Origin of the sequence: Streptomyces roseifaciens (assembly GCF_001445655.1) — a bacterium.
In the GTDB taxonomy this organism is placed as follows: Bacteria; Actinomycetota; Actinomycetes; order Streptomycetales; family Streptomycetaceae; genus Streptomyces; species Streptomyces aureoversilis.
Window position 1 is genome coordinate 22708 of the sequence record NZ_LNBE01000002.1, and the last position, 24001, is coordinate 46708.

The following is a 24001-nucleotide window of genomic DNA, read 5'->3' on the forward strand; positions in this document are numbered from 1 at the left end:
CCGCCTAGCGCGGGCGGCCGCACCCGGAAGACCGGGCCCGGGGTGGAGCCCCCGGGCGGATCGCCGCTGCCCGCACGAGGGACCAGCGATCACTTCACGTCTTCCGCGGGAGAACAGTCATGCCCCGTTCCGCTCCTTCGTCCTGCCCGGCCACCGGGCGGCCCGAGCACCTTCAGGCCGGCCCGGCCCCCTCGTCCTCGTCAACCCCCTTGGCCTCGCCGGATCCGGCAGACGGCATGTCCGTCGGCCGCGGTCTGCTCTACGTGGCCGTCGCGGCCGCCTCCTGGGGGACCACCGGCGCCACCGCCGACCTCCTCATGGACAGCAGCGGCCTCGGCCCGGCCGCGCTGACCTTCTGGCGCACCGCGGGCGGTCTCGTCCTGCTGCTGGCCGCCCGGTTCCTGATGCGGCGCCGCGCGGCCCGTACGCGCGACCGCGCCGTCCGGCCCCACGAGACGTGGCCGCGCAGAACGGCGCGCGTCCTCATCACGGGCGTCGGCCTGACGGTCTTCCAGACGGCCTACTTCGCGGCCGTGGAGGCGACCGGGATCGCCGTCGGCACCGTGGTCACCCTGGGCGCCTCGCCCGTCCTCGTCGCCCTCGGCGGCCGGCTGCTCATGGGGGAACGGCTCGGCGCCGGAGGCGTCACGGCCGTCGGCGGCGCGTGCGCCGGACTGGCCGTGCTGATGCTGGGCAACGACGGCACGGGCGCGGTGCGCCCGGCGGGGGTGGCGCTCGCGCTGCTCTCCGCCGCCGGATACGCCGTCGTGACCGTCTACGCGCGCATCCTGGAGCGCGAGAAGCGGGCCACGGATCCCTTCACCACGACCGTGACCTCCTTCGTGGTCGGCGCCGTGTGCCTGCTGCCCCTGGCGGCGGCCGAGGGCATGTGGCCGCAGGACCGGCAGCTGGGCCGCACGCTGGCGCTGGGGGCCTACCTCATGACGGTGCCGACGGCGCTGGCCTACGGGCTGTTCTTCGCGGGGCTCGTGGTGGTGCGGGCCACGACGGTCTCGGTGATCACCCTGCTGGAGCCGGTGACGGCGGCGGTCATCGCCGTGGCCCTGCTGGGCGAGCACCTCACGGCCGCGACCGCGCTCGGCACGGCGGTCCTGCTGTGCGCCGTGGCGGCACTGGCCGCCGCGGAGGCACGCGGACCGGCCGCCCCGGTGCCGGCGGAGCCGCTCGGTGACCCGCTCGGTGACCCGCTCCGTGACCCGCTCGGGGTTCCGGTCAGAGAGCGGTGACGTAGCCGGGCACGGGGGTGCCGGGCGCGAGGTGCTTATCGGGTATGGGCGTGCCGTACGCGGGGGCCACGGGGACGATGCCGCTCCAGTGGGGGAGGGGCAGGTCCTCGATCTCGTCGTTGACGCCCCCGGTGCGGATCTTCGCGGAGACCTCGGCGAGGTCGACGCGGAGCACGGCCGTGGCGGCGAGCTCCTTGGCCGAGGCCGGGCGGCAGTCCGCCGACCGGCCCGGCGTGGCCTGCTCCACCAGGGCGTCGAGGGCCGCGCGCTTCTCCTGCTCCTCGGTCACCTGCCGGGCGGTCCCGTGCACCACGACCGAGCGGTAGTTGAGGGAGTGGTGGAAGGCGGAGCGCGCGAGGACGAGGGCGTCGACGTGGGTGACGGTCACGCAGACCGGCATGCCCGCGTCCCCCGCCCGGCCCGCGCCGCGCAGGGGTCGCGAGCCCGTCGAGCCGTGCACGTAGAGGCGCTCGCCGATGCGCCCGTAGAGCGTCGGCAGGACGACCGGCGCCCCGTCGCGCACGAAGCCCAGGTGGCAGACGTAGCCCGCGTCGAGGATCGCGTGCACGACCTCGCGGTCGTACGAGGCGCGCTCGCGGACGCGGGTGGGGGTGGTCCGGTCGGTCTGCTCGTACGTGGCGGGCGGCGCAACAGCCATTGCGAACTCCATTGCACTAGTGCATAATCTGTTTTGTGCTAGGAGACTATCGGATCGAAGGTCGTCGCGCAGCAGAGATTTCCGCGAGCGTGGAGCGCGCCGTGGGCGCGGGCAAGCTCGCTCCGGGCGAACTGCTCCCTCCCATGAGGGAATTGGCGGTCGAGCTGGGGGTCAACCCCAATACGGTCGCCGCCGCCTACCGGACGCTGCGCGAGCGCGGGGTGATCGAGACGGCCGGGCGCCGCGGCAGCCGCGTGCGCCACCGCCCGGCCAGCACGCCCCGCGAGCTCATCCACGTCGAGGCCCCCGAGGGCGTCCGGGACGTCTCGGCGGGCAATCCCGATCCCTCCCTGCTCCCCCCGCTCGGCGAGGCGCTCGCCGCTGCCGCCGCGCGCGCCGCCGAGGCCCCCGCCCTGTACGGAGCCCCCGCCGTCGACACCGAGCTGGAGCGGTTCGCCAGAGCGGCCTTCGACGCGGACGGCATCCCCGGAGGGCCGCTCGCCGTCACTTCCGGTGCGCTCGACGCCATCGAGCGCGTGCTCGCCGTGCACCTGCGGCCCGGGGATGCCGTCGCGGTCGAGGATCCCGGCTGGGGCAGCCTCCTCGACCTGGTCCCGGCCCTCGGCCTGCGGCCCGTTCCCCTGCCCGTCGACGACGACGGTCCCCTGCCGGAGGCCGCGGACCGGGTGCTGCGGCAGGGAGCGCGAGCCGTCGTCGTCACCGGCCGGGCGCAGAACCCCACCGGGGCGGTGGTCGGTGAGGCCCGTGCGCGCGAGCTGCGCGCCGTGCTCGCCGGCCATCCGCAGGCGCTGCTCATCGAGGACGACCACGGCCACGGGATCGTCGATCTGCCTCTCAACACCCTGACGGGGTGCACCGACCACTGGGTCGTCGTGCGCTCCGTGGCCAAGGCGTACGGGCCGGACCTGCGGCTCGCGGTGCTCACGGGCGACGCCGTCACCGTGGACCGGGTGCGTGGCCGGCAGCGGCTGGGCCCCGGCTGGGTCAGCCACATCCTGCAGGACGCCGTCGTCCATCTGTGGCGCAGCGGCGCGGTGGACGCGGCGCAGGTCGCCGGCGCGTACGGGCGTCGCCGGGATCCGCTGGTCCGGGCCCTGCGCGAGCGGGGGATCGCGGCGCACGGGCGCAGCGGGATGAACGTATGGCTGCCCGTGCCCGACGAGACGGCGGCGGTCGCGCGGCTGCTGCACGCGGGGTGGGCGGTCGCGCCGGGTGCCCGGTTCCGGCTCGCGTCACCGCCGGCGGTGCGGCTGACGGTCTCGGGCCTGACCGTGGACGAGATAGTGCCGGTCGCGGACGCCCTTGCCTCCGTGACCCGCCCGTCGGTGGTGGGGCGCTACGACTGACGGCCCCGCCGCCCGCTCCGGTGGGCCGGTGCGGGGCGACGGGGCCGGGTGATGCAGTGTCGGTCCGGGGTGGGGGAGGAGCGGCGGGTGGAGCGCCGTCACTTCCCTTCGGGCAGCTCGGACAGCTCGCGGGCCTTGCCCTGGGACGCGCCTCGGGTCTTGCTCCGAGAGCTGCCCTGGGTCTTGCTCTGGGTGAGGGCGGCGCCGGCCAGCACGATCAGCGCGCCCACGGGGGTGTTCCAGCTGAGCGCCTCCCCGAGGAAGGCCACGCCGGCGATGGTCGCCACGACCGGGACGAGGTAGGTGATCATGGTCGCCGTCGTGGGCCCGACCTCGGCGACCAGTCCGTACTGCACGAGGAAGGCCAGCCCCGTGCCCAGCGCCCCCAGGGCGAAGACGGCCAGCAGCGGCACGGCGGGGAAGGAGGTCGGCACCGGGGCGAACACCGGGGCGACGACGGCGAGCTGGGCCGTGCCCAGCAGCAGCTGCGCGCCGGACTTCGACAGGTTGGAGTCGCCGGTGTCGGCCAGCGTGCGCCGGACGTAGATCCAGCCGACCGCGTAGCTGGCGGAGGCGGCGAGGGCCATCACCGTGCCCGCCGCGTCCTGCCCCGAGAAGCCCTGCCAGGCCCCGAGCACGGTCAGCACGCCGGCGAAGCCGATGGCCAGCCCCGCGAAGCGGCGCCGGGTCGGCCGGTCCTCGGACAGCGCCACGAGCGAGAGGAGCATGCCCCACAGCGGGGTCGTGGCGTTGCAGATGCCGGCGAGGGTGGAGGGGATGCGCAGCTCGGCGTAGGCGAAGAGCGTGAAGGGCAGGGCGTTGAGCAGGAACGCCGCAACGGCCAGGTGCGCCCAGGTGCGTGCGGCGCGCGGCAGGCCCTCCCGCTTCACGGCCAGCATCGTGACCAGCACCGCCGCGCCGAAGAACATCCGGCCGAAGGAGACGTACAGCGGCGGGAAGCCGTCGGTGCCGAGCTTGATGAACAGGAAGCTGCATCCCCAGATGAGGGCGAGCGCACCGAAGCGGATCCTCCAGTCCACGGCAGGGCGGCCCTGCTGAGGGGGCGCGGAGGAGACGGGGGGAGCCGGGGGAGCGGGGGAAGCCGCTGGAGCCGAGGGGCCGGAGGAGCCGGAGCTTGCAGTGGTGCGCATGACCGTAAGGATGGCGGCGCACCCGCCTTTAGAACAAGTAAATATAAGTGGGGCTCATCGCGTAGGGTTGCTTATATGTTGAACCTGGAGCGTCTGCGGACCCTCAATGCCGTCGCCCGCCACGGATCCGTGAGCGCCGCGGCGGACGGGCTGCACGTGACGACGTCCGCCGTCTCCCAGCAGCTCGCCAAGCTGGAGCGGGAGACCGGGCAGCAGCTGCTCGCCAAGCACGGCCGCGGCGTGCGGCTCACCGACGCCGGACGGCTGCTCGCCGACCACGCCTCGCGGATCCTCTCGCAGGTCGAGCTCGCCCAGGCCGACCTCGAGGCGCAGCGCGGGCAGGCCGTCGGGGAGCTGCTCCTCGGCGCCTTCCCCACGGCCGCCCGCGGTCTCTTCCCCGCCGCCCTCGCCGGGCTGCGCAGCGCCCACCCCCAGCTGCGGGCCCGGCTGGAGGAGATGGAGCCCGAGGAGGCCGTGCCCCGGGTGGTCCGCGGCGACATCGACGTCGCGGTCGTCCTCGACTGGTACAACAAGCCCCTGCCCATGCCGGACGGGCTGGCCAAGGCCCCGATCCTCGACGACATCGCCGACGTGGCGATGCCGGTGGACCACCCGCTGGCCGGCCGGGACCAGGTCGACCTGGAGGAGTTCGCCGACGACGACTGGGTCTCCTGGCCCCGCGGCGAGTTCTGCCACGACTGGCTGATGCTCACCCTGCGCGGCAAGGGCATCGAGCCCCGCATCTCCCACATGGCCGAGGAGCACCACACCCAGCTCGCCCTGATCGCCGCCGGGCTGGGCGTCGCCGTCGCCCCGCGGCTGGGGCGCGGCCCCGTCCCGGAAGGGGTGCGCGTGGTGCCGGTGCGGCACACCGTGCGCCGCCACGTCTACGCGATCTGGCGCGCGGACGCGGACCGGCGGCCGTCCATCCGCGCGGCGGTCGAGGCGCTGAGGGCGGCGGGGGAGGAGATGGCGGGCTCCGCCTAGGGCCGTGGCCGGGAGCCGCGGCCGGAAGCGGTGGCGGGGAGCCGTGGTCGGAAGCAGTGGTCGGAAGCCGTGATCGGAAAAGGCGCACTCCGTTGCGCAGGCGGGCCCGGCCGGGTCGGGTCAGGCCGGGCGCGGGGCGGGGGCGCTAGCCGCCCGGCAGTTTGCGGAAGTCCCAGGAGGCGATCGCCTCCGGTGTCAGCCGGAGCCAGGCGTGGCGGCCGTCGTGCGGCATCGAGGGCAGGCCGCCGAAGTACTTGGTGGTGAACAGGGCCTCCGGCGCGGCGAGCTCCGGGCAGGGTTCGCCCGTGCGCGGGGCCTCGCCGACGAAGGCGGCCGTGCCCGACAGCTCCGCTCCGCGCAGCTCCCCGTACTCCCGCCCGTCGTCCACGAGCACCGCGATCCGGGCGTCGCGCCGCAGCTCCGCCCACCGGCGGCTGCGGACGATCGAGTACAGCCACACCGCGGATCCGTCCCAGACGAACCACAGTGCGCTCAGGTGCGGACGCCCGTCCCGTCCCACCGTGGCCACCCGGCAGGTGCGCTGCCCGGCGAGGAACGCGTCCAGCTCCGGCCGCGTCATCATGATCCGGCGGCCCCGCCGCTGGGTGGTGACCATGCCCGCGCCCTCCCCGCACCCCGCTGTCTGACTGAGTGTCAGGAAGTGTGGACCCCTTCCCCCGCCGGCGCAATGCCCGCTACCCTCACGCGGCCCGGTCCTCACCCGCCGGACACCGGCCCCAGGAGGGAGCGACCAGCATGGCGCCGCCGGACCCGCCCGCCGAGCGCCTCGACCCCGCGACGACCGTGCTGCTCACCGTCGAGTGCCAGCGCGGCGTCGTAGGCCCCGACAGCGCCCTGCCCGAGCTCGCGGCCGCCGCCCGCGCCTCCGGCGCCCTCGTGAACATCGCCCGCCTGGTCGCGGGCGCGCACGACGCGGGCGTCCAGGTCGTGCACGCCGTCGCCGAGCGCCGCCCCGACGGCCGCGGCGCCAGCCGCAACGCCCGCCTCTTCCGCGCGGCCGAGCGGCTGCCCGTGCAGCAGCTGACCGGCACCCGCGCGGTCCGCGTCGCCGACCCGATCCCGGTCGGCGACGCGGACCTGGTCGTCCGGCGGCTGCACGGGCTCTCGCCCCTGGCGGGCACGGGCGTGGACGCCCTCCTGCGCAACCTCGGCTGCCGCACCCTCGTCGTCACCGGCGTCTCGGCCAACGTGGCCGTGCCCAACACCGTCTTCGACGCCGTCAACCTCGGCTACACGGCCGTCGTCCCCGCCGACGCCATCGCCGGCGTGCCCGCGGACTACACCGCGGCCATGGTCAGCCACACCCTGGCGCTCGTCGCCACCGTCACCACGACCGAGGCCGTCCTGCGCGGCTGGCGGAGCACGCCCCGGAGCGGCTGACGCCGGGCTGCGGCGCCCGGGCTCACCCCAGGTGCAGCGAGCCGCCGCGGACCGAGACCTGCTCCTCGGGGAGCGGCCCCTGCGCCGGACCGCCCTGCACGCTCCCGTCCACGATCCGGAACCTGCTGCCGTGGCACGGGCAGTTGATGGTGCCCCCGGAGACGTCCTTGACCACGCACCCCTGGTGGGTGCAGACCGCCGAGAAGGCCTTGAACTCGCCCTTCACCGGCTGGGTCACCACGACCTTCCGGTCCGGGAAGACCTTGCCGCCGCCCTCGGGGATGTCCGCGGCCTTCGCGAGCTCCCCGTCACCCTTTCCGTCCCCCTTCCCGTCCCCGCCCTCGTCCTTGCCGCCGTCGCCCCCTCCGCCGCACGCGGCGAGCACGGTGACGAGACCGGCGGCCCCCGCCGCCGCGACGACGCTGCGGCGGGTCGAGCCGCGCGGGGCCGGGGAGACGGAGGGCTCACCGGAACCCGGGGATCCGGCGGAGTCTGCCGAGTCGGTGGAAGCGGTCCGTGACGTGTGGTTCATGTTCGCTCCTCTGAACGTGCAGGTTCAGGGAGACGTACGGAGCCGGCGGCCCCCGCGTTCAAAGGGCGGCAGAAGTCCCGCAGTAGCCTGGGGCAATGCTCCCCGAAGTCACAGCCACCCGATACGTCACGCCCTTGCGTGAGGGCGGCTCGCTCCCCGGCATCGTCGAGGCCGACGATCTGGGTACGTACGTCATGAAATTCACCGGTGCGGGTCAGGGCCGCAAGACGCTGGTCGCCGAGGTCGTCTGCGGACAGCTCGGCCGCGCCCTCGGCCTGCGCGTCCCGGACCTGGCAGCCATCCAGCTCGACCCGGTCATCGGCCGGGGCGAGCCGGACCAGGAGGTGCAAGGGCTGCTCAAGGCCAGCGGCGGGCTCAACCTCGCCATGGACTTCCTGCCCGGCGCGCTCGGCTTCGACCCGCTCGCCTTCGAGGTCGGGGCGGCCGAGGCCGGCCGCGTGATCTGGTTCGACGCGCTCATCAACAACGTCGACCGCTCCTGGCGCAACCCCAACCTGCTCGTGTGGCACGGCGAGCTGTGGCTCATCGACCACGGCGCCACCATGATCTGGCACCACAACTGGCCGGGGGCCGCCGCGGCCGCGGGCAAGGCCTACGACGCCTCCGACCACGTCCTCGCCACCTTCGGCCCGGACCTCGCAGCGGCCGCGGCCGAGCTCGCTCCGCGCGTCACCGAGGAGCTGCTGACCGAGGTCGCCGCCGACGTGCCCGACGAGTGGCTCGCGGACGAGCCGGGCTTCGACGGCCCCGACGCGGTGCGCCGGGCCTACGTCGAGGTGCTGCTGGAGCGGGCACGGAGCATCGGCGACCGGATCGCGGTCGGCGAACGCAGCAAGGACAAGCCCTCGCAGGCGCCGGAGTGGGTGCGTGTCAGGCTCGACGGAAGGGCCGGGAAGTGACCGGGCGCCACAACGGACGCGAAGTTTTCGAGTACGCACTGCTGCGGGTCGTCCCCCGCGTCGAGCGCGGTGAGCAGATCAACGCCGGGGTCGTCGTCTACTGCCAGGCCAAGGGCTACGTCGCCGCCCGCGTCCACCTGGACGAGGCGCGGCTGCTGGCCCTCGACCCGACGGCGGACGTGGCGGGCGTGCGCGCCGCGCTCTGTGCCGTCGAGGGCGTCTGCCTCGGCGGGGAGCGTGCCGGACAGGCCGCCGGGGACGACCCGGGGCGCCGCTTCCGCTGGCTGATCGCTCCCCGCAGTACGGTCGTGCAGCCGGGCCCCGTGCACGCCGGCCTGACGGCGGATCCGGAGAGCGAGCCGGAGCGGCTGCTGGACCTGCTGGTGAGGTGAGGTGCAGGGCGGCGCGGGAAGGCGTTGACAGCGGGTGGCGGGGCTTCTAGCGTCTGACCCGCCGAAGCTACTAAGCGGTTGCTCACCTGCCCGGCCGGGTGCCGGGCGGGCGGGCCGCCTTCGAGGTGAGGAGATCCCCGTATGCCCAAGCCCGAGCAGCGCGTGGCCGTCGTCACGGGCGCGGCCCGCGGCATCGGTGCCGTGACCGCCGTCCGCCTGGCCCGGGAGGGCCGCGCGGTCGCCGTCCTGGACCTCGACGAGGAGGCCTGCGCGGGCACCGTCGAGCAGATCACCGCGGCCGGCGGCCGGGCCCTCGCCGTCGGCTGCGACGTCTCCGACGCCGACCGGGTGGACGCCGCCGTCACCCGGATCGCCGCCGAGCTGGGCGCGCCGCTCATCCTCGTCAACAACGCGGGCGTGACCCGTGACAATCTGCTGTTCAAGATGAGCGAGAGCGACTGGGACACCGTCATGAGCGTGCACCTGCGGGGCGCGTTCCTGATGTCGCGCGCCTGCCAGAAGCACATGGTCGACGCGCGCTTCGGCCGCATAGTCAACCTCTCCAGCAGCTCCGCCCTCGGCAATCGCGGCCAGGCCAACTACGCCGCCGCCAAGGCCGGCGTGCAGGGCCTGACCAAGTCGCTCGCCAAGGAGCTCGGCAAGTTCGGCATCACCGCCAACTCCGTCGCCCCCGGCTTCATCGCCACCGAGATGACGGCCGCCACCGCGGCCCGCCTCGGCATGACCTTCGAGGACTTCAAGGCCGCCGCGGCGACCCAGATCCCGGTGGAGCGCGTGGGCGAGCCCGAGGACATCGCCAACGCGGTCGCCTTCTTCACCGGCGAGGAGGCGGGCTTCGTCTCGGGACAGGTCCTGTACGTGGCCGGCGGACCGCTCAACTGACAGGAAGCACGGAGATGACTGCACAGCAGCAGGAGCAGCAGGAGCAGCAGGAGCAGGCCGGCCGCCGGGACACCGGCAAGGTCGCCCTCGTCACCGGAGCGAGCCGCGGCATCGGTTACGGCATCGCGCAGGCGCTCGTCGCCCGCGGCGACCGCGTCGTGATCACCGGCCGCAACGAGGACGCCCTCAAGCAGGCCGTCGAGTCGCTCGGCGCGGGCCGGGCGATCGGCATCGCGGGCAAGGCCCACGACGAGGCCCACCAGGTCTCCGCCGTGCAGCACGCCATGGAGGAGTTCGGCCGCATCGACTACCTGGTCAACAACGCCGGGACGAACCCCGTGTTCGGCCCCATGGCCGAGCTCGACCTCGGCGTCGCCCGCAAGGTCTTCGAGACCAACGTGATCTCCGCCCTCGGCTTCGCGCAGCAGACGTGGCGGGCGTGGCAGAAGGACAACGGCGGCGCGATCGTCAACATCGCGTCGGTCGCCGGCATCTCCGCCTCCCCCTTCGTCGGGGCCTACGGCATGAGCAAGGCCGCGATGGTCAACCTCACGCTGCAGCTCGCGCACGAGTTCGCCCCGGCGGTGCGGGTCAACTCCATCGCACCGGCCGTCGTCAAGACGAAGTTCGCCGCCGCCCTCTACGAGGGGCGCGAGGAGGAGGTCGTGGCCTCGTACCCGCTCGGCCGCCTCGGCGTGCCCGAGGACATCGGGGGAGCGGCCGCGTTCCTGCTCTCGGACGCGGCCGGGTGGATCACCGGGCAGACCCTCGTCGTGGACGGCGGGATCTTCCTGAACGCGGGGTTCTGAGGGCGGGCGGCACCGGGCGCCGGGGGCGGGCGTCGGCCGTTGTCAGTGGTCGCCGGTAAGTTCTCACCCGAGAACGGAACGAACCCCGGAGGTTGTTGACGTGACCGTCACCGACGTGCTGCCCCAGTCCTGGCACGGTGTCCTCGCCGAGGAGCTGGACAAGCCCTACTTCAAGGAGCTCACCGACTTCGTGGAGGAGGAGCGCACGAAGGCACCGGTGTACCCGCCGCGCGGGGAGGTCTTCGCAGCCCTGGACGCGACCCCGTACGACCAGGTCAAGGTCCTCATCCTCGGCCAGGACCCCTACCACGGCGCGGGCCAGGGCCACGGCCTGTGCTTCTCGGTCCGCCCCGGGGTGAAGACCCCGCCCTCCCTGCGCAACATCTACAAGGAGATGCGCGAGGAGCTCGGCTACGACGTCCCGGACAACGGCTACCTCCAGCCGTGGGCCGAGCAGGGCGTCCTGCTGCTCAACGCCGTGCTGACGGTCCGCGGCGGTGAGCCCAATTCCCACAAGGGCAAGGGCTGGGAGAAGTTCACCGACGCGGTCATCCGCGCCGTGGCGTCCCGGCCCGACCCGGCCGTCTTCGTCCTCTGGGGCAACTACGCCCAGAAGAAGCTGCCCCTGATCGACGAGAGTCGGCACGTCGTGGTCAAGGGCGCCCACCCCTCGCCGCTGTCGGCGAAGAAGTTCTTCGGCAGCCGCCCCTTCAGCCAGATCAACGAGGCGGTCGCGGCCCAGGGCCACGAGCCGATCGACTGGCGCATCCCGGACCTGGCGGCCGTGCCGGCCCTCTGATCCGGTCCCGGCCGGGGCCCGCGGGCGGGCATCGTGCCCGCCGGCCCCGGCCGCACTGCGGCGGTGCGTCAGTGCCCGTAGACCGAGTCGCAGATCCGTGAGGCGTCGCCGCCCTGCTGCCAGCGCCCGTGCTGCCGGCCCATCGCGCAGACGTTGTTGTTACGGGCCCGGGGCGCGGGCGCCGGCGGTGGTGCCTGCGGGGGCGGCGCCGCGGACGACGCTTCCCGGTGGGAGGCCGATGCGGGCGGGGAGTCCGCGGTGCGCTGCTCCGGCTGCGGGGCGGGCGCCTCGCTCCGCGGGTAGGACGGGCCGAGGTCCGGGGATGCGGGCCGGTCCGGCGAGGCCCAGGTGCGGCCCGCCCTGCGGGGCGGGTGCGAGAGCCGCGGGGAGCCGGAGGAGCGTGACGGCTCCGCTCCGTCGTCGGAGGCGTCCGGGGGATCGCCGAAGTCGTAAGGATCCGCAGGATCCGCCCCGTCCCGGTGGCCGTGGGCGCCGGAGCGGCCGGAAGGGGTGATCGCGCCCTCGGGTCCCGAGGCGCCCCCGGCCGTGGCGGCTCTCGGGTCCTGCCCGGGAGCCGTGGGGGAGCGCGCTCCGTCGGGCCCCGTGGTGATCAGATCCTCACGGGCGGGGCCGGGCAGCAGATCGCCCGCCCGGGAGTGGCCCGGCGGGCGGGGCGGGGAGTGGGAGGCGGGCGGCTGGGAGACGGACACACACCCGGCGGCCGCCAGCGCCACCGCCGCCGCCATGACCGTCACTGCAGGCAGTCGATGCACTCGCTCAACTCTGCTGTGCGGCCGTCGGCCTTGGGAATTACCCGCACGGGTGATGTGCGATCATGCGTCCGGGAGCGCTCAGGCCCCGGTCGCCCCGTCGATCCGCTCGCGGATGAGGTCGGCGTGGCCGTTGTGGCGCGCATACTCCTCGATCATGTGGACGTAGATCCACCGCAGGTCGAACTCCTTGTTGCGGTGCGGGGCGAAGCCGCGGTCGTCCAGCGAGCGCCCGCGCGCCACCTCCCGGGCCGCGGCGATCTCCGCCTGCCAGGTGGCGTAGGCCTCCTCCCAGCTGTCCGTCTCCGTGACCTCCATGTCCCGGTCCGGCTCCTCGTCGGTGTAGAAGATCGGCCCGGCGTCCTCGCGGGCCAGGCACCGGCGGAACCAGCTGCGCTCGACGTCGGCCATGTGCCGGACGAGACCCATGAGGCTCATCGGGGACGGCGGCGCCGAGGCCTCGCGCAGCTGTGCTTCGTCCAGGCCCGCACACTTCAGGGCCAGCGTGGCACGGTGGAAGTCGAGCCAGCTCTCCAGACTGGTGCGCTCGTCGGAGATCGTGGGGGGCGTGGGACGCTCAGGAATGATCATGGCGGTCATCCTCGCGCCCCCGTGCCGCCCGCGCCAGAGGTTTTCGCCGGTGCCCTTCCGTACAGCCGTATGCTTCCCAAACGAAGGCACGTATCCAGGGAGGCGCTGTGAAGGTCGGCTGCATCGGACTCGGAGACATCGCACAGAAGGCGTACCTTCCGGTACTTGCCACCCGGCCGGGTCTCGAACTCCACCTCCACACCCGCACCCCCGCCACGCTCGCGCGCGTCGCCGAGGCACACCGCATCCCGGACGCCCAGTGCCACACCGGCCTCGACGCGCTGCTCGCCGCGGACCTCGACGCGGCCTTCGTCCACGCGGCGACCGCGGCCCACCCCGAGCTCGTCACCCGCCTCCTCGAAGCGGGCGTGCCGGTCTACGTCGACAAGCCCCTCGCCTACGACCTCGCCACCAGCGAGCGGCTCGTCCGCCTCGCCCGGGAGCGGGGCGTGAGCCTGATGGTCGGCTTCAACCGCCGCTACGCGCCGTCCTACACCCAGTGCCTGGACCACCCGCGCGACCTCATCCTGATGCAGAAGAACCGCGTCGGGCTGGCCGAGGACCCGCGCACCCTCGTGCTCGACGACTTCATCCACGTCGTCGACACCCTGCGCTTCCTCGCCCCGGGGCCCGTCGAGCACGTGGACGTGCGCGCCCGGGTCCGCGAGGGCCTCATGCACCACGTCGTACTCCAGCTCTCCGGCGCCGGCTTCACGGCCATCGGCACCATGAACCGGATGAGCGGCTCCACCGAGGAGATCCTCGAGGTCTCCGGACAGGACACCAAGCGGCAGGTCCTCAACCTCTCCGAGGTGATCGACCACAAGGGGCAGCCCAGCGTCCGCAGGCGCGGCGACTGGGTGTCCGTCTCCCGTCAGCGCGGCATCGAGCAGACCGTCCTCGCCTTCCTCGACGCGGTCCGGGCGGGCAAGCTGCTCGACGCCGAGGACGCGCTGGCCACCCACGAACTGTGCGAGCGCATCGTCAAGGCCGCTTCGGAGCAGGCTTCCTGACGTTCCGTCGCACCAGCCGGACGCCCTCGGCGGCGCACGTGCAGGCGATCACCGCCAGGGACGCCAGGACGACCCAGTCCCCGTACCGGACGTAGGGGCTCGTGCCGCGGGCCAGTGGCACCTCGCGGACGACGGCCTCGCTGCGGTCGGTGCCGAGCGGTGCGCCGACCGCCCGGCCCTGCGGGCCGGCGACCGTGCTCACGCCCGTCAGCGTCGCGTGCACCACCGGCCGCCAGGTCTCGGCCGCCCGCAGCGAGGCGAGCGAGGCATGCTGCCACGGGGCCCAGCTGTGCTGGAACGTGGAGGTGGAGGACTGCGCGACGATCACCTGGGCGCCGTCGCGGGGCAGCTGCCGGCTCATGTCGGGGAAGGCCGACTCGAAGCACACCAGCGGGCCGATCCGCAGGCCCTCCGGCACGGAGGGAGAGGCGGGCAGCCGCATCACCACCGGGTGTTCGCCGCGCATGCGGTCCTCGCCGGCCGCCTTGCCCACCGACGTGGCCCAGCCGAGCAGGGAGCGCGCCGGCACGTACTCCCCGAACGGCACCAGCCGCATCTTGTCGTAGCGTCCCCCGGTCGGCCCGCCGGGGCCGACGAGCACGGAGCTCTTGAAGATGCCGGGCCGGTCCGAGCGGCGCGCGTCGACGTTGACGAGGAGGTCCGCCCCCACCTCGCGGGAGAGCGCGGTGAGCCGGTCCCGGAGACCGGGGTGCTGCGCGAGGTCGCCGCCGACGCCGCTCTCGCCCCACACCACGAGGTCCACCCGCTGCCCGGCCAGCTTCCTCGTGAGCTCCTCCTGGCGGTCGAACCGGTGCTGGACGCTGCCCGTCCCGTCGACGACGCCCGGCTGGACGAGAGCGATCCGGACGGTGCCCGCGGAGCGCGGCGAAGGCACCCACATCCACACCCCGGCGACGACCGCTGCACAGCCCGCCAGGCCGATTAGTCCGGTGATACGCGCGCGAGAAGCCCAAATGACCGTGGAAACAGCGGTGTTGATGGCCACGAGGAGGAAACTAACCAGCCAGATCCCGCCCGTTGAAGCGAGCTTGAGAGCGGGTTGCACCTGCCACTGACTCGCCCCGAACAGACCCCACGGTCCGCCCAAATACTCCCATGAACGGGCAAGTTCGACCATCAACCAGCCGGAAGGTACGGCGAGGAGGGCTGCGGCGGCCCGCGCCGGCCCCGGGGAACCGCCCAGCAGTCGCTTGACCAGCACGCCCCACGGCGCCCACAGCAGCCCCAGCAGCGCGGCCAGCACCAGGATGAAGACGTGCAGACTCGGCAGCAGCCAGTGGTGCACGGCGAGCAGGAATCCGCCACCGCCGAGCCAGCCGTCGAGCGCCGCCCGCCGCGCGGAGGGCGCCGTGCGGATCAGGGACAGCCAGGGTACGAGCGCCACGTAGGCCAGCCACCACAGCGAAGGCGTGGGAAACGTGAGTGCGGGAAGCGCTCCCGCCACCACCGCCGCAGCCGCCCGCGGCCAGGGCCGGGTCGGCAGCCCGGCGTACGGGCCGTCCGGCGGTTGCGTCGTCATGGTGTGCCTCCCTGGGCCCGAACGGTCACCGGCGCCGTAGATCGTCGATCATTCGTCCGCGCGACGCATGAGCGGGATCCGGTCAACCTTTATCTTTTCGAACAGCAGAGGATCATGAGGAAAAAATTCTGACATCGGGGTGCAATATTCCACCGCCGCCACTCATCGGAAAAGCTCCTTTGGTCGGGTTCGGTCAGAAATGATCCGAAGTGAGCCTTGCATCCTGCGCTGGAAAGGTGTGACCGGGTATGCGCCACGGGTTACCTCCGGTCCACCCTGGGCAGGTACCGCGCAAAAGCGGACAGGAACGCTGCGAGCCGTCCTGGGGAGGCGCCGTGACGGGCGTGCGAGATCGCATATCAGTACAGCCCTTGGAGGTCGTGCCCTTCTACTGTCCGATACCGCCGGCGGTGCACCCGGGCATCCGGGAGATCGACCGCACCTCGGTCGACTGGATGCTCCAGCGACAGCTCGACACCTCGGCGCACCAGCGGCAACGCCTCGCCCGGTGCGACTTCGGCGGGCTCACGGCCCGGACCATGCCCTACGGCCAGTCCGGACCGCTCACCGTCGTCGCCAAGCTCCACGCCGTGCTCTTCTCCCTGGACGACGCCCTGTGCGACGAGTCGACCGCCACCGCCCACGGCCTGGCGCACACGACCTCACGCATCATGCGCGTTCTGGAAGCGCCGGTACCGGAGTGGCCGGATGACTCGCCCCACGCCGCGGCGCTGCGGGCCGTCCGCCTGGAGCTGGCCGAGCACGCGACGCCGAGCCAGCTGCGCCACTGGACCGAGGGCATGCGCACCTACCTCACCGGCCTGGTGTGGGAGGCCGCCTGCCGCCGCGACCGGGCCCTGCCGTCCGTGAACGACTACGCCACGATGTGGATGCGCGCCATCGGCATGGCGCCCTCCACGGCCCTGATGGACATCGCCGGAGGATACGAACTCGACGACCGCGACCTGGACCGGCCCGAGGTCCGGGCCCTCACCGAGATGACCTGGACGCTCGTCGCCTGGGACAACGACTTCTACTCACGGAACAAGGAGATCCGGCGTGCCGGTGACAACCTCAACCTGATCGACGTCCTCGCCCAGGAACGGGACTGGGAGCCCGCCCGGGCCCAGGAAGAGGCCATGGCGATGCGCGACCGCGTCATGACGCTCTTCCTGCGCTTACGCGAGCAGATCTGGCCCCGGGCCGGGGTGGAACTGCGCTGCTACCTGGTGGCGCTGGGCCACTTCGTCCGCGGGCACCTGGACTGGGCCTCGGCCTGCGCCCGCTACCAGGACCCGTACGGGACCGCCGCCGACGTGGAGTGGTGGAAGCCGCTCCCGTCGGACGACAGCCCGGATGCCCTGCCCATCCCCGCCATCGCCTGGTGGTGGGACCAGCTCGAGGCCGGCTGCTACCGCCGCCCCAGCAGACGCCGCAGCGACCTCCACCACGACCGCCGCGAACCGGGCGTCTCCGGACCGGCGGCCCGGACCGGCGGCGCCGGGATGGCCGGCTGCTCGGCCCGCTCCGGCTGAGCGGGCAGGGGCGGCTCCGGCGCGGGTGTCAGCGTCTCCTCCGGGGGCAGCGGCGCCCGCGCCGTGAACCGCACCGGCAGCCCGGTCAGGTGACGGGACATCAGGGTGGAGCGGTAGGTCAGCTCCGACTCGTCCACCGCGAGGGTGAGGTCGGGCAGGCGCAGCAGCAGGGCGTCGATGCCCGTGTCCGCGATCGCCCGGCCCACGTCCTGGCCCGGGCACTCGTGCTGGCCCCCGCTGAACGCCAGGTGCGAGCGGTTGCCGTGGACGGGGACGTCGGGATCAGGGCGGATGACCGTGTCCATGTTGGCGGCGGCCAGCCCCAGGATCAGGGCGTCCCCCTCCTTGATCTGCTGACCCGCCAGCTCCGTGTCCTGCGTCGCCCAGCGGCCCAGGATCGAGATGAACGGCGGCTCGTCCCACAGGACCTGCTCGACCGCATCCGGCAGCGTCATGTGACCGCCGGCCAGGGACGCCTGGAAGCGGTGGTCGGTGAGCACCATCTTCAGGGTGTTCGCGATGAGGTTCGCCGTGGTCTCGAAGGCCGCGATCAGCACCAGCCGCAGATGCTGCTGGACCTCGTCGTCCGACAGCCCGGCGGGGTGCTCCAGCAGCCAGCTGGTGAAGTCGGCGCCCGGCTCGACGTGCTTGCGCGCCACCAGCTTGCGCAGCGTCTCCTGGACGAACTCGTTGCTCGCGATCGCCGTCTCGGTGCCCTTGATCATGTCCCGGGCGGCGTTGACGAGCTGGGGGCTGTACGCCTCCGGCATGCCCAGCAGCTGCGTCATCGCCATCATCGGCAGCTGCTCGGCGAACTCGTGCACCAGGTCGGCCCGGCCCGAGGCGCAGAAGCGGTCGACGAGCTGGTTCGAGTACTGGGTGACGTGGCGGCGGATGCCCCGCTTGTCGAAGCGGGCGATGCTGTCGTTGACGGCGCCGCGCCAGCGCTCGTGCTGCTGGCCGTCGGCGAAGACGCAGATCGGCTGCCAGGTGGTGATCGGCGCGAGCGGGTGGGTCGGGGCCACGCGGCCCTCGCGGGCCTCGATCCACCGCCGGGAGTCGCGCGAGAAGCGCGAGGGGGTGCGCGCCACGTCGAGGTTCTCGCGGTAGCCGAGGACGAGCCAGGCCGGGACGTCGTCGTGCAGCAGGACGGGCGCCACCTGGCCGTGCTTCTGGCGGAGCCGCTCGTACAGCCCCATCGGGTCGGCCTCGGCCTCCGGGCCGTACAGCCGGGTGATCCCGCCGGGGCCGGTCGCATGGGCCGGGCACTGCGGGGGAGGCCCGGCCGGGGAGGTGGTGCGGGGGCGTTCGGAAGGGAGGGTCACTGGTGCTCCGTGGAGGCGGTGGTGAGCGTGTAGAGGTAGCGCATGAGGGTGAGCAGGGTGTCGCGGCACGAGGCGCGGTCGCGGGCGTCGCAGTCGATCATGGGCACCGAGTCGTCGAGGTCCATGGCCGAGCGGAGCTGCTCCATCGGGTATCTGGGCGCCTGGGGGAAGCGGTTGACGCCGACGACGAAGGGCACTCCCTTCTCCTCGAGGCGCCCGATCACGTCGTAACTGACGTCCATGCGGCGGGTGTCGAGGAGGACCACCGCACCGAGGGCGCCCTCGAACAGGCCGTTCCACAGGAACCAGAAGCGCTCCTGGCCGGGAGTGCCGAACAGATACAGCACCAGGTGCTCGTTGATGCTGATCCGGCCGAAGTCCATGGCCACGGTCGTCTCGGTCTTGTGCTCGATCCCGGCGATGTCGTCCACGCCGACACCGGCCTGGGTCATCGTCTCCTCGGTGGTCAGCGGCCGGATCTCGCTGACCGAGCCCACCAGGGTCGTCTTGCCGACCCCGAACCCGCCGACGATGACGACCTTGACGGCCGCGGTGGCCGAGGCCGGCAGGACGTCCTCGCTGCGCGGCCCCGCATAGGTCTCCAACCCGGGGGAGTCAGAGCTTCTGTAGTCCATTCATCACCGCCTCCAGAAGTTGAACGTCGGGAAGGGCCGCCGCCGGCACCGGCGGCCGGGCCTCCACGTGACGACCCGCCACCAGCTCCGTGAGCAGCAGGGTCAGCGTGCTGACCGGCAGTTCCAGATAGGCCGATATCTCGGCGACGGAGAGCGGGTAGGCACACATCCGGACGATGGCGGCGTGCTCGGGCTGCAGCCCGGGGTCGGCCTCGGACCGGGAGACGATCAGCGTCACCAGGTCGAGCTCCGTCTTCCGCTCCGCGCGGGGCTCGCCTCCGGTGAGGATGTAGAGCCGGTCCGGGCTGCCGGGCGCGGTCGGGGAGCCGGGTCCCTCCGTGCTCATGTCACCGACCCGCCGACCCGCGGCGGACTGGTGAGATGCGAACCGATGCGGGCCACCAGATCCCGCATCCGCATGCCCATCAGCTCGGCGTCCACGTCGTCGTCGGCCAGCACCGCGAGGAAGGCTCCGGCCCCGGCGGCCATCAGATAGAAGAATCCGCCGTCGACCTCGATCACGACCAGGCGCATCTGCCCGTCCCCGTGGGGGAATTCACCGGCGATCGCGGTGGAGAGGCTCTGCAGTCCGGCACAGGCGGCGGCGAGGCGGTCGGCGGCGTCCGGGTCGGTGCCGTGCTGAGCCATGCGCAGGCCGTCCGAGGACAGCACGATCACGTGGCGGGTCTGCGGAACACTGGTTGCCAGGTCCTTGAGCATCCAGTCCATGTTGAACCGCGGCTGCGTCACTTGGCTACTCTTCCTTGTCTGACGGGATATCACTGTGCGACCGGCCGGCATCCGGCTCCAGGGACTCCCCGTTGATGCCGCGGTTGAAGGCGGCCAGCCACATTCCGGGCTGCTTGGGGGCCTCCTCCGGAGCGGCCGGCGCGGCGGGCGGGGCCGGCGGCCGGTCCCGCCGTTCGGCCGCGCCCCGGCCGAACGGGAGCGGCGCGGGGCCGCGGCGCCGCCGCCGCTGCGGCAGTCCGCTGTCCCCGAGCGGCGGCGGGATGGGGTGCTCCATCATCGGCGGAGCCGTCTGCGGAGCGGGCGGGGGGATCTTCTGGCCCGGGCGGCGCTTGGACTTGAAGGGCGGGAGCTTGGGCGCGCGGGCGATGTCGCCGCCGGGGTGCTTGCTGGCGGTGATCAGGTCCATGGGGATGACCAGCACGGCCCGGACGCCTCCGTAGGCGGAGGGCCGCAGCGACACCAGGAAGTTGTACGTGCGGGCGAGCCGGCTGACGACCGCGAGGCCCAGCCGCGGCGCCTCGCCGAGGTCGTCGAGGTCGAGGGCGCCCTCGCGGGAGAGGACGCGGTCGGTGCGGCGGCGCGCCTCGTCGGTGAGGCCGACGCCGGCGTCCTCGATCTCGACGGCGATGCCGGACTGGATGTCCACGGCGGTCAGGTGCACCCGGGTCTGCGGGGGCGAGTAGCGGGTGGCGTTGTCCAGCAGCTCGGCCAGGGCGTGGATCACCGGTTCGACGCCGGCGCCGACCACGGCGACGTCGGCCACCGAGTGCAGGTCGACCCGCCGGTACTCCAGGATCCGCGACATGGCGCCGCGCAGCACGTTGTACAGCGGGATCTCGTTCTTCCACTGGCGGCCGGGGCGGGAGCCGCCGAGGACGGCGATGCTGTCGGCGAGGCGGCCGGTCAGGGCGTTGCCGTGGTCGAGGTGGAGGAGATCGCCGAAGACGTCGGGGTCGTTGCCGTGCTTGTGCTCCATCTCCCGGATGTCGTAGGCCTGCTGGTGCACGATGGCCTGCATGCGACGGGCGATGTTGACGAAGGCGCGCTGCGCGGAGTCACGCAGCCCCTCCTCCGCCTGCACGGCTTCGATGACGGATTTCAGCACCGACCGGTGCGCGGCCGCGTAGCCGGGCTCGAGGTCGTGGACGGGAAGCGTGTGGCGCAGCACGACCTCGGTGGGGGCGCCGCGCTGCAGCAGGTGGATGGCCCGGGGGAGCAGCTCCTTGGCCAGCCGCCGGGTCTCCGCCTCGTGCTGGTCGAGCTGGTACCGCAGGCCGGCCTCCTGCTCGGTGCAGCGCCGCCGCAGGGCCGCGATGACCCGTCCCCGCCGGGCGGCCTCGGAGCTTGCCAGCGCCACCGCGACCGTGGCGGAGGCACCGCACCAGGCCACCGGCACGCGGGCGTCGGGAGCGACGGCGAGGACCGCCGTACCCGTGCACACGGCCAGTACCAAGGGGGAGATCAGCCATATCAGAGCGGAGACGGGCCGCCGTTGAACTGACGAGCCAGTACCAACCATCGGGATCCTCGGAACTCTTAAGAAGGCGTAGGGCCCGGCGCGCGGCAATCCCGGGTGTCTCCCGCGGAGAACGGCGCCGGCGCAGCACTTGTGCGCACCGTGAAGTAGTCGCCACAACCCGCTGCGCGACATGGAGCGTAGCCGGTCGCGCGGTGCTCCCGCGCGAAGTTGTCATATTCGCAGATTGGCCTGACGCAGGAATTCGAAAGGCTCGATAATGGCCCCGCGCTTCGAATTCCGAATGGGTTTACGAATCGTATGAATGTATGTTCGGTGCAAGTTGGGCATGCTGCCCGTGGTGCGGAACGGGCTCCAGTGGCGGGCGGGGGAGGGTCACGCTCCCGGGTGGTCCGTCTGCCGAACCCTGCCCCTGGCCTCACGGACGGGGCTAGGCTCGCTCCACCACATCTTCCGGGGAGACATCGCCATGTCAGGGCATCAGCGTGAACAGAACGCATCCGCCGCCCTGTTCGAGCGGGAGCTCGAGCTGCAAGCCGCTGAGCAAGCGGTGCAAAGGCTGTGCGGAACTGCGACCGAAGGGCGGTCCCGGCTCGGTGGCCTGCTGCTCTACAGCGGCGAAGCGGGCCTGGGTAAAACGGCGTTGCTCACCAAGACGCGCCGGATGGCCATCGAGGCGGGCAAGTGCACCGTCCTCTTCGCGCGCGGCAGCGAGTCCGCGCAGCCGGTCCCCTTCCACGTCGTCCGTCAGCTGCTCCAGCCGGTCCTGGCGCCGATGAGCGAGGCCGAACGGAAGGAGATGCTCGGCGGCTGGTACGAGATCGCAGGCCCCGCGCTGGGCATCGCCCCGCCGGTCGGCCCGCAGGACCCCCAGGGCGTGCGCGACGGCATCGACTGGCTCGTCACCCAACTCGCCACCCGCCAGGAGCCGGTGGTGCTGATGATCGACGACGCCCACTGGGCCGACGCCGAGTCGCTCGCCTGGCTCTCGTTCTTCGCCGTGCGCCTGCAGGAGACGCCGCTGCTGGCCGTCATCGCCTACCGCCCTGAGGAACTCGCGGAGAACGCGCCGGGCTTCAGCGAGCTGGTCACCGGCCGCAGCTCCCGTCCTGTGGAGCTGCGCGCCCTGACCCCGGAAGCGGTCAACCGGCTGGTGCACGGATCCTTCCCGGACCAGGCCGACGCCCCGTTCTGCCGCGAGGTCTGGGCCGTCACCGGCGGAAATCCCTACGAGACCGTCGAGTTGGTCGCCAAGGCGCAGGACCGCGGCCTCAAGCCGGTAGAGGAGTCCGCCTCCCTCCTGCGCGACCTCGGCGCGACGGCCCGCGGCAGCGGTCTGGTCTCCCGCCTGGAGCGGCTGGGCACCGCCGTCACCCGCTTCGCCTGGGCGGCGGCCGTGCTGGGCACCGAGATCCAGCCGTCCCTGGCGGCGAACCTCGCGGGCATGGGACCGGCCCAGGCCGCCGAGTGCGCGGACAAGCTGCGGCACGCCCGTATCCTCACCGGCGCCATCGACCTGGAATTCGTCCACCCGCTGATCGCCACGGCCATCTACGCCTCGATCCCGCCGGCCACGCGCACCGCCATGCACGGACAGGCCGCCTGGTCCGTCACCGAGGCGGGGCTGGGCCCCGCCGCGGCCTCCCGGCACCTGCTGGAGGTCCACCCCGACCACGACTCCGAGCTGGTCGAGCAGTTGCGCGTGGCCGCCCGCGAGCACCTGGCGGTCGGCGCCCCGGATGCGGCCCGCCGTTGTCTGGAGCGCGCCCTGCAGGAGCCGCCGCCCGAGGAGGAGCGGGCCTCGGTCCTCTACGAGCTGGGCTGCTCCGCGCTGCTCACCTCGCCGTCGACGACCGTCAACCACCTCAAGACGGCGCTGTCCCTGCCGCACCTCACCGAGGAGCTGCGCGTCGACGCCACCTACCGCCTCTCCCAGGCCTACGCCCACAACAGCCAGCTGCGCGAGGCCGCCGAGGTCGTGAAGGAGCAGGCCGAGCGCACCCCGCCGGGCGCCGGGCGGATGCGCCTGCAGGCCGCGCACTACCTGTGGCAGGGCATCCAGGTGGAGGAGCAGGACTCCCTGGGCCGTTCGCGCCGCATCGCCGAGCTCGCCGAACGCATCCGCGGCCGCGACAACACCGAGCGGACCCTGCTCGCGCTGCGCGGCTTCGACGGCATGATCCGCGGCGAGGACGCCGTGCAGGTGGTCGAGCACATCGAGCGCGCCCTCGTGGACGGCCGGCTCGCCGAGGGCATGGGGTGGACCAACACCGAGTGGGGCTTCGAGGTCCCCAGCATCATCGGCATCACCTTCGCCTACACCGACCGGCTCGACCATGCCGAGGAGCTCTTCAAGGACGCCGTGCGGGCCTTCGAGATCTCCGGCTGGAGCGGCGGTCACCTCGCGTTCGCGCACGACTTCCTCGGTCTGGTGCACCGCCGCCGCGGCGAGTTGGACGAGGCCGAGGCGCTGCTGCGCGAGGGGCTGCGGCTGGGCAAGCGGCTCGGCCCCGGCCTGCCGATCCACTGGGACGGCGCCTGCCTGCTGATCGACACGCTGCTCGCGCGCGGCCGGGTCGACGAGGCCCAGGCCTTCGCCGAGGAGAACGGTTTCCAGGCGCCCTACACGCCCGCCATCGTGCTGCCCGACGCCGCGTGCCTGGCCGGACGGCTGCTGCTCGCCCAGGGCCGCAGGAAGGAGGCGGTCACGGAGCTGGAGACCGCCGGGCGCAGGCTGGAGGAGCGCGGGCGGAACAACACCGTGTGGGCCCCGTGGGCGCTCGACCTGGCCGTCGCCGTGAAGGACGAGGAGCCCGAGCGCGCCCGCGCCCTGGCCGACAAGGCCGTGCGCAACGCCGCGCGCTTCGGCACGGACACCGCCATCGGTGACGCCCTGCGCAGGGCCGCCATCGTCGCCGAGCCGGACGAGGCCCTGGTGAAGCTCGGCCAGGCCGTGGTGCACCTGCGCCGCTCCCCGTGCCGCTACGAGTTCGCGGCGGCCCTGGTCGCGCACGGTTCGGCGCTGCTGCGGGCCGACCGGCCGGCCGAGGCGACCGAGCGGCTGCGCGAGGGGCTGGAAGTGGCCCAGCAGTGCGCGGCCGACGGGCTCGTGGCGACGGCCCGGGCCGATCTCGCGTCGGCGGTGTGCGACGGAGTCGAGCCGGCGGGTGATGCCGTGCGCTGAGCCCGGCCGGCTCCG

23 protein-coding genes and 1 pseudogene are annotated in these 24001 nt (G+C 73.1%); 12 read left to right on the forward strand and 12 right to left on the reverse strand.

Features of this window, described 5'->3' with window-relative positions:
• Positions 1-236: 236 nt before the first annotated feature.
• Positions 237-1247: a DMT family transporter gene (locus AS857_RS01960; protein ID WP_058041348.1), complete on the forward strand. Its 1011-nt coding sequence runs from the start codon at positions 237-239 to the stop codon at positions 1245-1247.
• On the opposite strand, the gene AS857_RS01965 is transcribed toward AS857_RS01960, so the two are convergent.
• Positions 1234-1905: a pyridoxamine 5'-phosphate oxidase family protein gene (locus AS857_RS01965; RefSeq protein ID WP_107105486.1), complete on the reverse strand. Its 672-nt coding sequence runs from the start codon at positions 1903-1905 to the stop codon at positions 1234-1236. The genes AS857_RS01960 and AS857_RS01965 overlap by 14 nt on opposite strands.
• Positions 1906-1940: 35 nt before the next feature.
• On the opposite strand from AS857_RS01965, the gene AS857_RS01970 reads away from it, so the two are divergent.
• On the forward strand, positions 1941-3272 hold the full coding sequence (locus tag AS857_RS01970) for an aminotransferase class I/II-fold pyridoxal phosphate-dependent enzyme (RefSeq protein ID WP_079109996.1): 1332 nt from the start codon (positions 1941-1943) through the stop codon (positions 3270-3272).
• A 98-nt stretch (positions 3273-3370) separates the two neighbouring features.
• On the opposite strand, the gene AS857_RS01975 is transcribed toward AS857_RS01970, so the two are convergent.
• Positions 3371-4423 carry a DMT family transporter gene (locus tag AS857_RS01975; RefSeq protein WP_079109997.1) on the reverse strand — a complete coding sequence of 351 codons (1053 nt, stop codon included), beginning with the start codon at positions 4421-4423 and terminating at the stop codon, positions 3371-3373.
• A gap of 75 nt (positions 4424-4498) precedes the next feature.
• On the opposite strand from AS857_RS01975, the gene AS857_RS01980 reads away from it, so the two are divergent.
• Entirely contained in the window at positions 4499-5410 is a 912-nt protein-coding gene (locus AS857_RS01980) for a LysR family transcriptional regulator (protein ID WP_058041352.1), read from the forward strand.
• A gap of 145 nt (positions 5411-5555) precedes the next feature.
• Here the strand turns inward: AS857_RS01980 and AS857_RS01985 are convergent, their stop codons facing one another.
• Positions 5556-6026, reverse strand: a complete 471-nt coding sequence (locus tag AS857_RS01985; protein ID WP_058041353.1) for a pyridoxamine 5'-phosphate oxidase family protein — start codon at positions 6024-6026, stop codon at positions 5556-5558.
• A gap of 140 nt (positions 6027-6166) precedes the next feature.
• Here AS857_RS01985 and AS857_RS01990 point away from each other — a divergent pair, with 140 nt between their 5' ends.
• Positions 6167-6811, forward strand: a complete 645-nt coding sequence (locus AS857_RS01990) for a cysteine hydrolase family protein (RefSeq protein WP_058041354.1) — start codon at positions 6167-6169, stop codon at positions 6809-6811.
• A gap of 22 nt (positions 6812-6833) precedes the next feature.
• On the opposite strand, the gene AS857_RS01995 is transcribed toward AS857_RS01990, so the two are convergent.
• Complete coding sequence (locus tag AS857_RS01995) at positions 6834-7343, reverse strand: Rieske (2Fe-2S) protein (RefSeq protein WP_079109998.1); 510 nt, start codon at positions 7341-7343, stop codon at positions 6834-6836.
• 95 nt (positions 7344-7438) lie between these two features.
• Here AS857_RS01995 and AS857_RS02000 point away from each other — a divergent pair, with 95 nt between their 5' ends.
• From AS857_RS02000 to AS857_RS02020, 5 genes are all read left to right on the forward strand, one after another.
• Positions 7439-8263: a HipA family kinase gene (locus tag AS857_RS02000; RefSeq protein WP_058041355.1), complete on the forward strand. Its 825-nt coding sequence runs from the start codon at positions 7439-7441 to the stop codon at positions 8261-8263.
• Positions 8260-8655, forward strand: coding sequence for a DUF3037 domain-containing protein (locus AS857_RS02005; protein WP_058041356.1), 396 nt, complete (start codon positions 8260-8262; stop codon positions 8653-8655). Before AS857_RS02000 ends, AS857_RS02005 begins: the two co-directional genes overlap by 4 nt.
• Positions 8656-8796: 141 nt before the next feature.
• Positions 8797-9558 (forward strand): 3-oxoacyl-ACP reductase FabG, encoded by a 762-nt coding sequence (fabG, locus tag AS857_RS02010; RefSeq protein WP_058041357.1) that lies wholly within the window; start codon positions 8797-8799, stop codon positions 9556-9558.
• Positions 9559-9572: 14 nt separating this feature from the next.
• Positions 9573-10367, forward strand: coding sequence for an SDR family oxidoreductase (locus AS857_RS02015; protein ID WP_058041358.1), 795 nt, complete (start codon positions 9573-9575; stop codon positions 10365-10367).
• Between the two features lie 100 nt (positions 10368-10467).
• Positions 10468-11166 (forward strand): uracil-DNA glycosylase, encoded by a 699-nt coding sequence (locus AS857_RS02020; RefSeq protein WP_058041359.1) that lies wholly within the window; start codon positions 10468-10470, stop codon positions 11164-11166.
• Between the two features lie 68 nt (positions 11167-11234).
• Here AS857_RS02020 and AS857_RS02025 read toward each other — a convergent pair whose 3' ends face one another.
• On the reverse strand, positions 11235-11939 hold the full coding sequence (locus tag AS857_RS02025; RefSeq protein WP_144440695.1) for a hypothetical protein: 705 nt from the start codon (positions 11937-11939) through the stop codon (positions 11235-11237).
• 78 nt (positions 11940-12017) lie between these two features.
• A complete protein-coding gene (locus tag AS857_RS02030) occupies positions 12018-12527 on the reverse strand; it encodes a DinB family protein (protein ID WP_058041361.1) in 510 nt (169 codons plus the stop codon).
• A 107-nt stretch (positions 12528-12634) separates the two neighbouring features.
• Here AS857_RS02030 and AS857_RS02035 point away from each other — a divergent pair, with 107 nt between their 5' ends.
• Positions 12635-13540, forward strand: coding sequence for a Gfo/Idh/MocA family protein (locus AS857_RS02035; protein ID WP_058041362.1), 906 nt, complete (start codon positions 12635-12637; stop codon positions 13538-13540).
• Here AS857_RS02035 and lnt read toward each other — a convergent pair.
• Positions 13512-15080, reverse strand: a complete 1569-nt coding sequence (gene lnt, locus AS857_RS02040; protein ID WP_058041363.1) for an apolipoprotein N-acyltransferase — start codon at positions 15078-15080, stop codon at positions 13512-13514. The two genes, AS857_RS02035 and lnt, sit on opposite strands and share 29 nt — an antisense overlap.
• Before the next feature lie 539 nt (positions 15081-15619).
• Between lnt and AS857_RS40905 the strand changes: the two are divergent.
• Positions 15620-16228, forward strand: a pseudogene (locus tag AS857_RS40905) (terpene synthase family protein); the annotation flags it as partial.
• 263 nt (positions 16229-16491) lie between these two features.
• Here AS857_RS40905 and AS857_RS02045 read toward each other — a convergent pair.
• Genes AS857_RS02045 through AS857_RS02065 form a run of 5 tightly spaced genes read right to left on the reverse strand, consistent with a single transcriptional unit; the run spans position 16492 to position 20844 of the window.
• Positions 16492-17940 carry a cytochrome P450 gene (locus tag AS857_RS02045; RefSeq protein ID WP_058041364.1) on the reverse strand — a complete coding sequence of 483 codons (1449 nt, stop codon included), beginning with the start codon at positions 17938-17940 and terminating at the stop codon, positions 16492-16494.
• Entirely contained in the window at positions 17937-18575 is a 639-nt protein-coding gene (locus AS857_RS02050; protein WP_058041365.1) for a GTP-binding protein, read from the reverse strand. The genes AS857_RS02045 and AS857_RS02050 overlap by 4 nt, the downstream gene beginning before the upstream one ends.
• Positions 18556-18921 (reverse strand): DUF742 domain-containing protein, encoded by a 366-nt coding sequence (locus AS857_RS02055; protein WP_058041366.1) that lies wholly within the window; start codon positions 18919-18921, stop codon positions 18556-18558. The genes AS857_RS02050 and AS857_RS02055 overlap by 20 nt, the downstream gene beginning before the upstream one ends.
• The gene (locus AS857_RS02060; protein ID WP_206329087.1) at positions 18918-19304 is read right to left on the reverse strand and encodes a roadblock/LC7 domain-containing protein; all 387 of its coding nucleotides are present in this window, start codon (positions 19302-19304) and stop codon (positions 18918-18920) included. Before AS857_RS02060 ends, AS857_RS02055 begins: the two co-directional genes overlap by 4 nt.
• Before the next feature lie 25 nt (positions 19305-19329).
• Positions 19330-20844, reverse strand: coding sequence for a sensor histidine kinase (locus AS857_RS02065; RefSeq protein WP_058041368.1), 1515 nt, complete (start codon positions 20842-20844; stop codon positions 19330-19332).
• A 427-nt stretch (positions 20845-21271) separates the two neighbouring features.
• Here AS857_RS02065 and AS857_RS02070 point away from each other — a divergent pair, with 427 nt between their 5' ends.
• Positions 21272-23986, forward strand: a complete 2715-nt coding sequence (locus tag AS857_RS02070; RefSeq protein ID WP_058041369.1) for an ATP-binding protein — start codon at positions 21272-21274, stop codon at positions 23984-23986.
• Positions 23987-24001 lie beyond the last annotated feature (15 nt).